Origin of the sequence: Nocardia acididurans (assembly GCF_016741815.1) — a bacterium.
GTDB lineage: Bacteria > Actinomycetota > Actinomycetes > Mycobacteriales > Mycobacteriaceae > Nocardia > Nocardia acididurans.
On the sequence record NZ_JAERRJ010000005.1, the window covers coordinates 122595 to 136742 of the forward strand.

Consider the following 14148-nt stretch of genomic DNA (forward strand, 5'->3'; position numbering starts at 1 on the left):
ATTCATCGGCGGTCAACGCAGCTGCTGACTTTAGTTGACTCAAGTGCGCACTCATGCCGAATGTCGCGCATGCCATCTGGTCTTGCGGGCGCGGTCAGGCCGCGGTGGTGCCGGTCAGCGATAGCGCGCCACTTGTGCCTCGGGGACGCCTACGCAGGTCAGTTCGAAGTACTCGTAGGGGTCGTTGTAACGCCAGAACTCGACATTGAGTGCGTCCAGTTCGAGTCCGAGTATTTGGAGGAAAGACACTGCGAGGGTTGCCAGTTCGGCGCATCCGTCCTTGCCGACCGGCACTTCGCGCAGCCAGGGGTAGTCCGGGTCGTCGGGGTGGGGATGGAATCCATGAGCGACCAGTTGATCGTGCCAGCGCTCGTCATCGTGGAGCCAGACCGCGGGCTCCTCGGTGCTGAGCATGATCTGCAGGACTCGATCGTCATCTGGCGCGGTGGCGGCCAGGGTTACGACGACGATGTCCTCGAGCGGACCGTCGTTGTCGGTCAAGGGATTACCCAGCGCGATCATGCCGAGTTGCAGGTCCTGCAACGTTCTTGTGAGTGCGGCGGTCAAATCGCGCCAGCTGTTCACCAGGTGATGGCTGTATCCGAAGCCGATCATGTCACCACCGCCAAGCTCACCGAGCCAGGTGAAAGGAACCTCTTCGAGGGCTTCGTTGTGCCTCCAGGCGCTGTCCTCGAGGCTTTCGATCGCGTAGGACGCGAAGGCCGAGACGGACATAAGGCCGTCGTGGCGCAAATACAGTGCGCGCGTGGTCGTTTGCTGACGCCAGCGCACGAAGACTCCCAGATCGCCTCCATGGAACGACGGCGTTCCCCAGACTTCGGTCGCCAGAGCGATGTAGTCACGGAACTGGTGCGGTTCGATCGTGCCCGCGAGTATGCCGAGTTGGGCAAGGGCGGGGTCGGCACGCAGATACTCGGCGCCGTCGTCGGAAAGCCAGCCGCCCCCTTCACATTCGGGCATCCGCACGCCGGAGAAATCGTCCTCGACAACCCACCCCGCCCGCGCACACGCGGCCACCACATCATCTCTGCTCCAGGTGCCGAAATCGGTATTCAACGCTCGCAGAACCGAACTGAATCGCACCTGATCCATCCCCTTCATGATCAAGAACATAGCCTCATCCGCCGACAACTCATGTATGACTGTGCAGCACGAGATTGCACTGCGATCTCGACGCGAGTTCTGGATGGGACGGGCACTGGAGAGCCGATGAACGAACAATTCGCGTATGCCGTTGAACCACAGGAGTTTCAGCCGCATACACCAGTGGTGTGGCGACGTGTGGACAACGCATGGATGTGCTACTCGGTCGCGGGTCGGGAATGGGTAGGCCCCCAGCGGGTCGGGCAGCGACCCCCTCCGTCGGGTGTGGCTTACCTCTTACCGATCACCGACGGTTTGGCCGCCGAACTGATGACAGGCCCACCGACACGGACCCGGTACTGGGCCGTGTACAGCCATCAAGACCAGCTGATCGAAGACGCGCGGTACGAAACGCGGTTCTTGTTCTTCAATCCGCGCGACAAACGACCTGACTTCCTGCTGGAGATCTCCCAGACCGAGGCGGACGAGATTCTGCTTGAACGCTTCGGCGTTGCGCATGCCACGCGACTCTGATCTTTCAGGGGTGCAAGCGTCGCCGATGCTGCGGTGCGCGAATCGGATGGATTCGTTCAGAGACCCCGCGGCCGGCCGGGTGCGCGCGTAGTTGTCCGAGCTGTTCCTACAGAGCCGTCTCCCCCGTTCGTCCTGTGCAGGTGTAGATGTGCCGGTCTGAGCAGCGAGGTTCGGGCCTGGACCCGTTCCAGCTCCGGACCCGCGAACCGCGCCAGGAAGACCGAGAAATCGCTGAGGTGCGCGCACTGCTTCTCGTCGCGATCGAAATAGACACACGCTTCAGGCCGATCTACTTCGAGATCCGTCGCCAAAGTTGCGCCGTAGCAGTCTTGTTCGATGACCTGCCAGTTCAGGGTTGCGCAGAGCGGCTGAAGATCGTCAGGCGTCCAAGTCCATCCGAACCCTGCAATGGCTCGCGCGATTGCAACGACATGATCGGTATCTGGACGCATGGTCGAAGAATAGGTTGATCCGCTGGACCGGGCTGGTGGCGTGAGCTGGTGAGGGCCGGTGTGCAGGGTCAGATCGAGCCGGTCATCAGACCGGTCAGGACGCCCGCCGCGGATCCGGTGGTCACCCCGGCGGGCAGCAGCACGTCGGTGGTGGTCCCGTACTTCAAGGTGTCGACGCACAGCTCGGTCTGTGCGAGGGCGCCGACGCGCGCGGTCGATTCCAGCGACATTCCCGATTGCCAGGCGGCCATCTGGTGCACCGCGGTGACTGCGCTGCGGGTTGTCCGGATCTTGTCACAGAAGACGTATCCGTAGCCGATGATGACCTCTCGGTCGGCGACCAGCTCCGGATACACCACACCCACCAGATCGACGTACTTCTGCTCCGAAGCGTGAGCCGCTCCGGTACCGCCGATCGTCAACAGCGTCGCAGCGGCCACTGTGATCCCCACACGCAATGTTCTGTTCAACACGAGCACACACTACTTCGTGCGAGTACACGAGATACGAGCGAGCGCAACGGATTCTCCGCACACCGACCGCCGCGGCCCCGCCGCGCAGTGTGCCGAGACGACGAGACGGCACTCACCTGTCAACGCGCTCCCCACCGATCTCGACGGCCCCGGTGGCGCGGCGCGCATAGGTCTCCGCACTGTCAGCGGTCACTACATCGACCACCTGGACGAGTTCGGCGGGCACCTCCTCGCCGTCGAAGTGATGCTTCGACGGCGTGAACACCGCTTCCGCGCCGATGCGGCTCACCGTGACCCGGATCCGATGCACAGGCCGATCGACCTCCGGCCCGAATGCCAGGGTCTTCGCATAGTCGTAGCCGTATCGGCTTGCGAGAGAGCGCATTTGATACTCATGCCATTGCTGGTGGACACCGGAAACATCCCGGCGCAGATATCCGATCGCCTTCGGTTTCGTCACTGCCGCTCCTCCTCGCCCACGGTGGTTGGAGGATCTCCACCACCGGAAAACCCGGTGGAGACGTGGCGTTCGACCCGGCGGCGGCGACCCGAATCCGACGGTAAGGCGGCAGCGCTTCAGCTCCTGTCCTGAAAGGACAGGCCGGGTCAGTTCGGCGAGGACCCTGCCTCTGGCGCGACGCCGAGCCTCCAGGCCAGCCCGCGCAGATTCCGGCCACCAGCATCGCGGCGAGCCGTACGGAGTTGATCGGCGACGGCTTCGCGAACGAAAAGGTCGCTTCGAACCCGTTGCGGGGCAAGTGTTTCAGCCTTCAGAAGTAACCCCAGCCCATTGTCCCGAGTCTGTGGTTCGGCGAGCAGCACGCGTCCTGCTTCCGAATAGAAGCCCGCAAGTCTCGCAGCATCCGGGATCGCGGCGATGTGTAGCCCGTGGACAGCCTCGACAGCCTTCGGTCCGTCGCCGAGTTCCAGACCGATCGACGACCGCCAGATCCCGACATTGACCCGGCCGAACCACATCCGAGCGAACTCCCCGACGTCCTTCTCCATTCGGTCGGCAGCTGCTGCCGCTTCGTCGAGATGGGTTTCCGCGGTGCTGCGGTCGGATTGAACGGCCGCAGCCAAGGACGCCGATAGGTGCAGCATCCCGTAAGCCTGAAGTACCTGCGGATCGTCGGTGCCAGCAGTCAGTTCGTCGGCCAAGGCAACAGCACGGCTGTATTGCTGCGGACGTGACAAAGATCCAGTGACATTGCCGCGCATCCACATTGCCGCTCCCCGCCACTGCGGCGAATCGAGCTCCTCAGCGCAGGTCTGTGCGGCCTTGGCCGCGAGCAACGGGAGACCTCTGACGCCGAGACGTTTCGCCATCACCATCATGGCGAAGTAGCAGCCGATCATCCCGATCAGTATCTGCTGACGCTGGTCGGGCTTGCGGACGTACATCGCGTGCAATTCCATGAGCAGCTCTGGCGCTTGACCACCGATGGCCTGATAGTCGCCCGCACCCCGGCACTGCTCCAACTGCGCCAGAGCGGCACGGACCTGTGACCACTCACGAACCCTGGTGCCCGGGTCGTCGCCGAGTTGGCACACGTCCAACGCCTCCTCGACGGCAACGACACCGGCATACGCCTCAGTCCCCGGCCCGTCCGGTGTTTCCCAGGGCCGGCCGGTGAACTCCGACGGCGCAACCCGCAGCGCCTGAGCGAGCGATTCGAGGGTGCGGCGGTTCGTCAAAGCCTGTTCGCCGCGCTCGAGGCGGCCCAGGTAACCGAACGAGATACCCGCGAGCCCGGCCGCGACTTCCAGGCTCAGCCCGCGCCATGCACGAATCTCGCGCAGCCGACGACCGATTTCGCTGGGAGGAAAGTCGTTCATGGTGGCACTCCTCGCCCCGGATGGCTACCCAACTGCGACCATAGCCCGCACAGCTCACAAGTGCGACCAGACTGGAGCACCTCCCAGAATGGCGATGAGCCGACACCGCAGCGGGCGTGCCCCGTATTGGCCTTTTCGCTCTGCCGGAGCGCCGGGATCGCTGGCTACCATCGGTAAATGGTGGCAACGACTGACATAAAGACCGCCGACGGGATCGTTCGTGGTCATCGGGGCCGCCGCGTTTCACGCTGGCGGTCCATTCCTTATGCGGCGGCACCCGTGGGTGAGCTGCGATTCCGTGCGCCGCAGCCGGTGCAGCCGTGGAGCGGGGTGCGTGATGCCACCGAGTTCGGGTTCGCTGCGATGCAGCATCGCAGCGGTGCGCGGATCGGGCCGCGACGGCAGCAGCCGACCGGGGAGGACTGTCTGACGCTCAATGTCACCGCGCCCAATGATCTCGCGGGCGGGCCGCGTCCGGTCATGGTGTTCATTCACGGTGGCGGGTATGTGATCGGAACCTCGGCGCTGGGTTTGTATTCCGGCGCTCGGCTGGCCGTGCGCGGCGATGTCGTGGTGGTGTCGATCAATTACCGGCTGGGCGCGTTCGGCTATGTGGACTTCAGTGAATTCTCCACGGCCGCACATCGATTCGACTCGAATCTGGGATTGCGCGATCAGGTGGCGGCGCTGGAGTGGGTGCGGCGCAATATCTCCGCGTTCGGCGGCGATCCCGGCAATGTCACCATTTTCGGTGAATCCGCCGGCGCGCACGCGGTGCTGTCGCTGCTGTGCACGCCCGCGGCGGCCGGACTCTTCCATCGCGGGATCTCGCAGAGTCCGCCCGCCGACTGGGGCACCTCCGCCGCGGCGGCGAAGGTGTTCGCGGAGCGCTGTGTGAAGCGGCTCGGCGTCGTCTCCGGTGAGGCGGCGCAGGCGCTGCTCACCGCTCGTCCCAACGACATTCGCCGCGCGGTGGATCGGGCCGTGGGTGAGGTGCTGCGCGGGCAGCCGGGGTTGTTCCCGGTGGCTCCGGTGGTGGACGGCGATTTCCTGCCGCTGTCGCCGGTGGACGCCTTCGCGAACGGCACGGCGCATCCGCTGCCGCTCATCATCGGCACCAATCGGGACGAAGGCACGCTGTTCACTCGGTTCGACGACACCCTGCCCACCACGCCGGAGCGGATGCGCACACTGCTCCGGGATCCTGCGACACAGGACCGGGTGATCAAGGCGTACAGCGGTTTTCCGCGCGCCAAGGAGGCGGTGCGGATGGGCGGTGATTTCACCTTCTGGCGGCCGAGCGTGCGAGTCATGGAGGGGCACAGCCGTTTCGCCCCGACCTACGCCTACCGCTACGACTTCGCCCCGCGCGCACTGCATCTGAGCGGCTTCGGCGCCACGCACGCCACGGATCTGCTGCCGGTGTTCGGCGCGGCGGATACGGCGGTCGGCCGGGCGCTCACCGCAGCGGGCGGTGCGCGCGGATTGCGTTCGGTGACACGGCAGTTCCAGGACAACTGGCTGGCGTTCGCGCGCACCGGCGCGCCCCTGCCGTCCTGGCCCGCCTACACCGAGGCGCAGCGGGCCACCATGATCATCGACTATCCGCCCCGCGTGGAGAACGACCCGGAGTCCGCCAAGCGGCTCGCCTGGGAGGGTGTGCGCCTGCCATCCCTGGTGTGATTACTTGAGCAGCCGGGACATGCGCCGATCGGCGAGGATCTTCCCCCCGGTCTGACAGGTGGGACAGTACTGAAAAGACTTGTCCGCGTAGGCGACTTCGCGGACGGTGTCCCCGCACACCGGGCACTTCTCCCCCGTCCGCCCGTGCACCTGCATCCCGGATCGCTTCTCCCCCTTGAGCCGCGCCGCGTCCTGCCCCACCGACCGTTCGACCGCGTCGCCGAGCGTGGCCCGCATCGCCGAGTACAGCCGTGCCGTCTGATCCGCGTCCAGGGTGCGGGTACCGGCGAACGGCGACAACTTGGCCGTATGCAGGATCTCGTCGGAGTAGGCGTTCCCGATTCCCGCGATCAACCCCTGATCGGTGAGCGCGGTCTTCACTCGCTGCGACGTCCCGTGCAGCAGCTCCGCGAATTCCGTCTCGCTGACCGCCAGCGCATCCGGCCCGAGCCGCGCGATGCTCGGCACCAGCAGCGGTTCCTTGGTCACCCACACCGCCAGCCGCTTCTTGGTCCCGGCCTCGGTCAGATCGAACGCGGGTGTGGCCCCGTCCGGCGTGAACAGGTTGACCCGCAACGCCAACGGCCCCTTCCCCGGCTTCGGCGGCGCGGCCGACGGCTCGTCGATCCACCGCAACCAACCCGCCCGCGACAGATGGGTGATCAACCACAACCCGTCGCAGTCGATGCCGAGATGCTTCCCCCAGTGCCCCACCCCGGTCACATCGCGCCCGGACAGCGCGGTAGCCGGCGGATCGAACGTCTTCAACACACTCAGCGCCGCAACATCGACCCGCCCCACCACCGCCCCCACGGCATGCTCGACCAGGAACTGTTCGAGAGCCACGATTTCCGGCAACTCGGGCATACCCGCAGCCTACCGGCCCACCCCGACACCCGCCGGACAGCGCCGCCGGGATGTCGATCCAGCGGTCAGGGGGTGCGGCGGCTGAGGCGGTAGATGTCCATGATCCAGCCCTTGGCTTCACGCAGGGCGGCGCGGCGGCGGGTGATGCGGTGTTCGACCACGCGCAGCGGGCCTTCGATGACGACCTCGTCGGGCATGCCGAGGTAGGCGCCCCACCAGATGTAGATGTCATCGCCCTCGAGCTGGGTGAAGGAGCAGTCGGCGTCGAGCATGACCAGGGTGGAGTGGCCGGGGGCGAGACCTTCGTCGCGGAGGCGGCGGCCGGTGGTGATGTGCAGGGGTTCGCCGATGTCGTGCAGGACCATGCGGTGGGCGGCGGCCAGGGCCTGGACGCTGGTGATGCCGGGGATGACCTCGTAGTCGAAGTGGATGCGTTCGCGGTCGAGGACGCGTTCGACGATGCGCAGGGTGCTGTCGTAGAGGGAGGGGTCGCCCCAGACGAGAATGCCGCCGACGCCGTCGGTTTCGGCGAAGGCGCGTTCCAGGAGTTCGGCGCGGGCCTCGTGCCAGTCGCCGACGACACTGCGGTAGGCGGTGTCGGCGTCGCGGGCGGGGACGGTCCGGTCGCGGGGCGGGTCCGGGATCTCGACCACCCGATGCGGCTGCGTGGCGTGTTCGGCGAGGATGGTGGCGCGCACGTCGACCAGCTCCTGTTTGTCGCCGCCCTTGCCGATGACGAAGAACACATCCACCCGGCGCATGGCCTTGACGGCCTGCATCGTGACCTGGTCCGGATCACCGGCGCCGATTCCTATGACGAAGAGCTTCCGCACGGTGCGTAAGCTTGCCAGGCGTGGAGAGCGCACCGGATACCCAGTACGAGGACCTGCTGCGGCACGTGCTGGAGAACGGGACACCCAAGGCGGATCGGACGGGTACCGGGACTCGCAGCATCTTCGGGCATCAGTTGCGGTACGACCTGTCGCAGGGGTTTCCGCTGATCACCACGAAGAAAGTGCATCTCAAATCGATCGTGTACGAGCTGCTGTGGTTCCTGCGCGGCGACTCCAATGTGCAGTGGCTGCAGGACAACGGCGTCACCATCTGGGACGAATGGGCCGACAAGGACGGCGAGCTCGGCCCGGTGTACGGCGTGCAGTGGCGCTCCTGGCCGACGCCGGACGGCACCCACATCGATCAGATCTCGCAGGTGCTGCAGACGCTGCGCACCGATCCGGATTCCCGGCGCATCATCGTATCCGCCTGGAATGTGGCCGAATTGGATCGCATGGCGCTCGCACCCTGCCACGCCTTCTTCCAGTTCTACGTGGCCGACGGCAAGCTCAGCTGCCAGCTGTACCAGCGCAGCGCGGACCTGTTCCTGGGCGTGCCGTTCAATATCGCCAGCTACGCGCTGCTGACGCAGATGGTGGCCCAGCAGACCGAGCTGCTGCCCGGCGAGTTCATCTGGACCGGCGGCGACGTGCACATCTACGACAACCATGTGGATCAGGTGCGCGAGCAGCTGACCCGCGACCCGTACCCGTTCCCGCAGCTGCACCTGCGTCCCGCGCCGACGCTGTTCGACTACGCCTACGAGGATGTGGAAATCGTGGGCTACCAGCATCATCCGGCCATCAAGGCGCCGGTGGCGGTGTGAGCGCGACGATGACGCGGACCATCGGTCTCATCTGGGCGCAGACGCCCGAGGGCATCATCGGCCTGGACAACGCCATCCCGTGGCGGGTGCCGGAGGACATGGCGCATTTCAAGGACACCACCTGGGGTCACCCCGTGGTGATGGGTCGCCGCACCTGGGATTCGCTGCCGAAGCGGTTTCGCCCGCTGGAAGGCCGTCGCAATATCGTCGTGACCCGTCAAGCCGACTGGTCTGCCGAGGGAGCCGAACGCGCGGGCTCGCTCGAGGAGGCCTTCGAGCTGTGCGGCGACCGCACGGTCTGGGTGGCGGGCGGCGGCGAAATCTATCGTGCCGCACTGCCTTTCGCGACCGAGCTGATGGTCACCGAGGTGGCAGCGGAGGTCGCGGGCGACTGCACCGCGCCGGCCATCGGACCGGAATGGCGCGCCGATGAACAGCCGTGGCGGGAGTCCAGCACGGGTCTGCGGTATCGCTTCCGCCGTTACACGCGGTAACGCGGATAACGCGGACATCCCGCGTGCGGCAATTCCTGTACACACACCCTCGAAACCGCCGATCGGCCGCACGGTGTCCGGCATACTCACGGATACTCCGGCGAAAGGCAGTCCATGGACAAGAAATCGCTGACCGCGGTAGCTCGCCAGCAGCTCAAGATAGCCGCGACCGCCTCGAGCGGGCGCAGTTCGCAGACCATCTACGGTGGGCACGCCCACAGCCTCCGGCAGACGGTGATCGCGTTGACGGCCGGTCAGTCCCTGGCCGAGCACGAGAATCCCGGTGAGGCCACGCTGGTGGTGCTCAGCGGCGTGCTCACGCTCATCAGCGGCACGAACGAGTGGAAGGGTTCCGCGGGCGACCTGCTTGTGATCCCGAACGCACGCCACAGCGTGAAGGCCATCGACGACGTGGCGTTTCTGCTGACGGTCGCGAAGTAGCCCGCACTCGCCGGGCTACCGGTGCGGCGAGCGCTTCGCGGGTCGTTCTAGGCTGGAACGCATGGGTGAACCGCAGCCGATCGTCGACCCGCTTTCGCCTTCCGCGATCTTCCTCGTCGCCACCATCGACGCGGGCGGTGAGGCCACCGTGCGCGACCTGCTGGCCGATCTGCCCGGCCTGCGGCGTTCGGTGGGGTTCCGGCTCCCGGGTTCCGGGCTGGCCTGCATCACCAGTATCGGTTCCGCCGCCTGGGACCGCCTGTTCGCCGGACCGAAACCGGCTGAGCTGCACGAGTTTCCCGGTTACCACGGCGAAAAGCACCAGGCCCCGGCAACTCCCGGCGACCTGCTGTTCCATCTGAAGGCCGAGGGCGCGGACGCCGTCTTCGAGCTGGCCATGAAGATCCGGGAGCGGCTGGCCGGTGCGGCCACCATCATCGACGAGACGGTGGGCTTCCGGTACTTCGAGCAACGCGATCTGCTGGGCTTCGTGGACGGCACCGAGAATCCGGAGGGTCAGCTGGCCGTCACGGCCGCGCTGATCGGTGCCGACGACCCCGAATTCGCCGGCGGCTCCTATGTCGTCGTGCAGAAGTACCTCCACGACCTGGATGCCTGGCGGGCGCTGTCGGTGCCCGAGCAGGAGCGCGTGATCGGCCGCACCAAGCTCGAGGACTTCGAGCTGTCCGACGCGGACAAACCGCTGAATTCCCATGTGGCCGTGAACGATCAGGATGATCTCGGCACGATCGTGCGCGCCAATATGCCGTTCGGCAGTATCAAGGACGGCGAATTCGGTACCTACTACATCGCTTACGCGGCCAGCCCGTCGGTGACCGAGACGATGCTGGAGCGCATGTTCCTCGGCAGCGACGAGGCCGCCTACGACCGTATTCTCGATTTCTCCACCGCCATAACGGGAACCCTGTTCTTCACACCGCCGAATCTGTTCTTCGACGCGCTGCCGGACGCACCCGCGCCGGCCGTCGCGGAACGGGAATCGCCTTCGGGCAACGGTGTTGTCATATCCGGTAACGGATCCCTGGGTATCGGCACGATGAAAAGGAGCTAAGGCATGAACAACCTCCACCGCGAACTCGCGCCGATCACCTCCGAGGCCTGGTCGGCCATCGAGGAGGAGGCGACGCGAACCTTCAAGCGGCACATCGCCGGTCGCCGCGTCGTGGATCTGTCGGGTCCGCACGGCCAGGATTACAACGCGGTCGGCCTGGGCCGCACCGCCTCGATCGACCCGCCCGCCGAGGGTGTGCTGGCGCGGCAGCGGGTGGTGGCTCCGCTGGTGGAATTGCGTGTGCCGTTCCGGCTTTCGCGCGAGGAGCTCGACAATGTGGAGCGCGGCGCGCAGGACGCCGATCTGGACGCGGTGAAGGACGCCGCCAAGAAGATCGCCTTCGCCGAGGATCGCGCCATCTTCGAGGGCTATCAGGCCGCCGGGATCACCGGTATCCGCACCGCCACCTCGTGCGAACCGGTGAAGGTGCCCGGGGATCCGCGGCTGACCCCGGAGGCGGTGGCGCAGGCGCTGAGCAGGCTGCGCCTCGCCGGTGTGGACGGCCCGTATTCGGTGCTGCTGTCGGCGGATCTGTACACCGCCGTGAGCGAGACCTCCGACCACGGTCATCCGATCCGCACGCATATCGAGCGGCTCATCGACGGTGAGATCATCTGGGCTCCGGCCATCGACGGCGCGTTCGTATTGTCCACGCGCGGCGGCGATTTCGATCTGCAGATCGGTCAGGACCTGTCCATCGGCTACCTGTCGCACGATGCGGAGTCGGTGCAGCTGTACTTCCAGGAGAGCCTGACGTTCCTGGTGTACACGGCGGAAGCGGCTGTCGCGCTGGAGGCCTGACGCACCGGCCGGTACGGTATCCCGCAACGAGCGGGAGGTGCGTTGACAATGGTGCGGGCGGGCGTGGTGCCGGGGCGACGAACGGCCCTGTACAGCCTGACAGCGGTGGTGACGATCGCGCTGATCTGCGGCGCGACCGTCGCCCTCTACGGGTTCGGCCGCCTCTTCACCGGACTGGTGGTGGGCGCGCTGCTCGCCGTCTGGCTGCTGGTGCTGCTGTTCCGCCGCGACGGGGTGGAGCTCACCGACACGGCGATCGTGCGCCGCACACCCTGGCACACCGACACCATCCCGTGGAATCGGGTGGTGGCGGGCCGCTTCACCCTCGACGAGAAATCCCGCTGGTCGCTGGCGCTGGACCTGAACGGCGGCGAAGAACCGCACGGCGAGCTGGTGCTGCTCTCCATCCCGCCGGTGCTGCGCCCGGTGGCCAACGCCTACGACATGCGAAAGCGGGAGCAGGTCAACGAGATCCGCACCATGCTGCGGCAGCAGCGCATCCCGATCACGGTGCTGCCCGAAATCGCCGCGGCCCTGTCCGAGCACTGGAAGCTGGCCCCGCCCACCGCTAACTCCTAGCTAGGCTGGAACGGTGATTCGCACCGCGGCCCTTGCGCACATCCGAGATCGTCGCCTCCTGCAGACCCGTTCCACCGGCAAATCCGTGTTCTACATGGCCGGCGGCAAGATCGACCCCGGCGAAACCCCCGAGGCCGCCCTGCACCGCGAAATCCGCGAGGAGCTGGGCGTAGGCGTCACCGCGGTCACCGAGCTGGGCATCTTCGAAGCCGAAGCCTACGGCCACACGCCCGGCACCCGGCTCCACATGACCTGCTTCACCGCCGATCTCACCGGCGCGCCCCACCCCACCAGCGAGATCGCCGAACTCCGCTGGTTCACCCTCGCGGAGTACGCGGACATGGACGAGGTGGCTCCCGGTTCCCTGCTGGTCTTCAAGCGTCTGCACGGGCTCGGACTGATCGACTGATCCCGAAGGCGGCCAACAGGATCACGCCCTCGACGGTGTGCACGATATTGCCGAAGGTGTCGACGGCCATCATGTGCAGCACATGGTCGCCACCGGCGAAGCCGAGCGCCGCCACCAGCAGGTAGAACAGCCCGCACACCCAGGTGTAGTGCGCCGCCCGCCGGTACATCGGCGCGAGCGCCAGTCCGGCGACGCCGGTGATCAGGTGGAACAGCGCATGCCAGCCGTTCACGGTGACCGGAATGAACCCCAGGAACTGGATGGTGCACGACTGCATGTGCCCACCGCCGAAGGCCATATCCGGGTAGATGCCGAAGGCGATCACCCCGTTCGCGGTGAACCAGGTTCCCGCCACGAATACGAAGAACTGCAACGGCGTCGCGAGAACCGCATTCACATATCGCAGCGCCAGGCCACGAAATCTGTCGAAGTACACGAGGCGATCTCTCTGTCGGGTGTCGTCCAACGCGCTAGGACGGTCGTCCTAGAACTGCGTGCGAGTATGTTCTAGGACGGCTGTCCTAGTCAAGAACCCGGGAGGTTGGACGTTGGTGCGAGACACCCGCATGCGCATGATCCGGCAGGCGGCACTGTTGTTCCGCGGCCAGGGCTACGCCGCCACCGGCTTCCGGGAAATCGTCGAGAAGGCCGACACCCGCCGCGGCGTCATCTACCACCACTTCCCCCGTGGCAAAACCGAACTGGCGGAAGAGGTCCTGAAATTGATCGACGGCACGGTGGGCCCCGCCATCGAAATGGTCTGCGCCAACCAGGATCCGACATCCGCCATGCGCGCCATCCTGGCGGGCGCGAAAATGGTCATGACCGGCGGCGAACACCCACCCGGCTGCCCGGTCGCCGCCGTAGCCCTCGGCGCCCTCCCCGACGACCCGGCCCTGCTCACCGCCGCCCGCGACATCTTCCGCGGCTGGCAGGCCCCCTTCCGGGAATGCCTGCACCGCAACGGTTTCGACGACCCCACCGCCACCGACCTGGCCACCCTCCTCCTGGCCGGAATGGAAGGCGCCCTCATCCTCTGCCGAACCGAAGGCAGCACCGACCCCCTCGACCGCGTCGCCGCCGCCCTGGAACGAGCCCTACGCCCCTGACCACCCGCGAACGGCGTGCGCCGGCGTCACCTTCGAATCGGGGAGCGGTCAGTTCTCGCGGTCGAGGGTCAGGACTACCAGTGGGATGGGGCGGTCGATCTTGGACTGGAAGTCGGCCAGCAGGGGGTTGTTGGCCAGGACCCAGGCGGCGAACTCGTCGTAGTCGTCGGCTTCCAGGGCCTTGCCGGTGGCCTGGTAGGTCTTGTCCCGGAATTCGATGGTGACCTGCGGGTTGGCTTTGATGTTGTACCACCAGGCGGGGTACTTGTCCTCGATGAACGAGCTCACGTACATGATGTCGTCCCGGTACAGGGGGCCGAGCGGGGTGGTGTGCCGCTTGCCGCTCTTGGCCCCGGTGGTGGTGAGCAGGATGAGGTCTCCGCCCTCGTAGGCCCCGCCCACCTTGCCCGAGTTCTCCCGGAACTCCTTGATCACGTCGTCGTTCCAGTCGGCGATGCCGCCCTCCTGGTCCCACGCCTGGTTCCACGGCGCGTTCGGATCGTTGTAGTCGGTGATGTCGGTCTGATTCGGCTGTCCCGTACCCGATTCGATGTCGCTCATGATTCGAGTATGTCCGGGAGATAGGACAATTCGCGTCCTAATTCGCGGGAGATCTTTGCCGCCGGCAGTG

19 protein-coding genes are annotated in these 14148 nt (G+C 66.1%); 10 read left to right on the forward strand and 9 right to left on the reverse strand.

The features are described 5' to 3' along the window. Positions 1-114: 114 nt before the first annotated feature. The gene (locus tag JK358_RS13815) at positions 115-1122 is read right to left on the reverse strand and encodes a TY-Chap domain-containing protein (protein WP_201947558.1); all 1008 of its coding nucleotides are present in this window, start codon (positions 1120-1122) and stop codon (positions 115-117) included. Between the two features lie 108 nt (positions 1123-1230). Here JK358_RS13815 and JK358_RS13820 point away from each other — a divergent pair, with 108 nt between their 5' ends. Continuing rightward, a complete protein-coding gene (locus tag JK358_RS13820; RefSeq protein ID WP_201947560.1) occupies positions 1231-1638 on the forward strand; it encodes a hypothetical protein in 408 nt (135 codons plus the stop codon). A gap of 56 nt (positions 1639-1694) precedes the next feature. Here the strand turns inward: JK358_RS13820 and JK358_RS40640 are convergent, their stop codons facing one another. The 4 genes from JK358_RS40640 to JK358_RS13835 form a co-directional block, all read right to left on the reverse strand. After that, complete coding sequence (locus tag JK358_RS40640) at positions 1695-2090, reverse strand: DUF6301 family protein (protein WP_372440664.1); 396 nt, start codon at positions 2088-2090, stop codon at positions 1695-1697. A 68-nt stretch (positions 2091-2158) separates the two neighbouring features. Next, positions 2159-2530: a DUF732 domain-containing protein gene (locus JK358_RS13825; protein ID WP_201947563.1), complete on the reverse strand. Its 372-nt coding sequence runs from the start codon at positions 2528-2530 to the stop codon at positions 2159-2161. Positions 2531-2675: 145 nt separating this feature from the next. Next, entirely contained in the window at positions 2676-3023 is a 348-nt protein-coding gene (locus JK358_RS13830; RefSeq protein WP_201947565.1) for a hypothetical protein, read from the reverse strand. A 146-nt stretch (positions 3024-3169) separates the two neighbouring features. Beyond that, the gene (locus tag JK358_RS13835; protein ID WP_201947567.1) at positions 3170-4402 is read right to left on the reverse strand and encodes a helix-turn-helix domain-containing protein; all 1233 of its coding nucleotides are present in this window, start codon (positions 4400-4402) and stop codon (positions 3170-3172) included. A gap of 177 nt (positions 4403-4579) precedes the next feature. Between JK358_RS13835 and JK358_RS13840 the strand changes: the two genes are divergently transcribed. Continuing rightward, positions 4580-6085, forward strand: a complete 1506-nt coding sequence (locus JK358_RS13840; protein ID WP_201947568.1) for a carboxylesterase/lipase family protein — start codon at positions 4580-4582, stop codon at positions 6083-6085. Here JK358_RS13840 and JK358_RS13845 read toward each other — a convergent pair whose 3' ends face one another. After that, on the reverse strand, positions 6086-6952 hold the full coding sequence (locus JK358_RS13845) for an Fpg/Nei family DNA glycosylase (RefSeq protein ID WP_201947570.1): 867 nt from the start codon (positions 6950-6952) through the stop codon (positions 6086-6088). Positions 6953-7017: 65 nt separating this feature from the next. After that, complete coding sequence (gene cobF / locus JK358_RS13850) at positions 7018-7785, reverse strand: precorrin-6A synthase (deacetylating) (RefSeq protein ID WP_201947572.1); 768 nt, start codon at positions 7783-7785, stop codon at positions 7018-7020. Between the two features lie 20 nt (positions 7786-7805). On the opposite strand from cobF, the gene JK358_RS13855 reads away from it, so the two are divergent. From JK358_RS13855 to JK358_RS13885, 7 genes are all read left to right on the forward strand, one after another. Continuing rightward, positions 7806-8612, forward strand: coding sequence for a thymidylate synthase (locus tag JK358_RS13855; RefSeq protein WP_201947574.1), 807 nt, complete (start codon positions 7806-7808; stop codon positions 8610-8612). A gap of 8 nt (positions 8613-8620) precedes the next feature. Then, on the forward strand, positions 8621-9106 hold the full coding sequence (locus JK358_RS13860; protein ID WP_201948361.1) for a dihydrofolate reductase: 486 nt from the start codon (positions 8621-8623) through the stop codon (positions 9104-9106). Between the two features lie 114 nt (positions 9107-9220). Then, complete coding sequence (locus JK358_RS13865) at positions 9221-9547, forward strand: cupin domain-containing protein (RefSeq protein WP_201947576.1); 327 nt, start codon at positions 9221-9223, stop codon at positions 9545-9547. A 61-nt stretch (positions 9548-9608) separates the two neighbouring features. Continuing rightward, positions 9609-10619, forward strand: a complete 1011-nt coding sequence (locus JK358_RS13870) for a Dyp-type peroxidase (protein WP_201947579.1) — start codon at positions 9609-9611, stop codon at positions 10617-10619. Positions 10620-10622: 3 nt separating this feature from the next. Further along, positions 10623-11420 carry a family 1 encapsulin nanocompartment shell protein gene (locus tag JK358_RS13875; RefSeq protein ID WP_201947582.1) on the forward strand — a complete coding sequence of 266 codons (798 nt, stop codon included), beginning with the start codon at positions 10623-10625 and terminating at the stop codon, positions 11418-11420. Positions 11421-11468: 48 nt separating this feature from the next. After that, positions 11469-11999: a hypothetical protein gene (locus JK358_RS13880; protein ID WP_232851321.1), complete on the forward strand. Its 531-nt coding sequence runs from the start codon at positions 11469-11471 to the stop codon at positions 11997-11999. Positions 12000-12012: 13 nt separating this feature from the next. Beyond that, positions 12013-12408, forward strand: a complete 396-nt coding sequence (locus JK358_RS13885) for an NUDIX hydrolase (RefSeq protein WP_201947586.1) — start codon at positions 12013-12015, stop codon at positions 12406-12408. Here JK358_RS13885 and JK358_RS13890 read toward each other — a convergent pair. Next, positions 12374-12844 (reverse strand): DUF4383 domain-containing protein, encoded by a 471-nt coding sequence (locus JK358_RS13890; protein WP_201947588.1) that lies wholly within the window; start codon positions 12842-12844, stop codon positions 12374-12376. The genes JK358_RS13885 and JK358_RS13890 overlap by 35 nt on opposite strands. Positions 12845-12959: 115 nt before the next feature. Here JK358_RS13890 and JK358_RS13895 point away from each other — a divergent pair, with 115 nt between their 5' ends. Then, the gene (locus tag JK358_RS13895) at positions 12960-13517 is read left to right on the forward strand and encodes a TetR/AcrR family transcriptional regulator (RefSeq protein WP_201947589.1); all 558 of its coding nucleotides are present in this window, start codon (positions 12960-12962) and stop codon (positions 13515-13517) included. 48 nt (positions 13518-13565) lie between these two features. On the opposite strand, the gene JK358_RS13900 is transcribed toward JK358_RS13895, so the two are convergent. Beyond that, on the reverse strand, positions 13566-14078 hold the full coding sequence (locus JK358_RS13900; protein WP_201947590.1) for a nitroreductase/quinone reductase family protein: 513 nt from the start codon (positions 14076-14078) through the stop codon (positions 13566-13568). Positions 14079-14148: the final 70 nt, after the last annotated feature.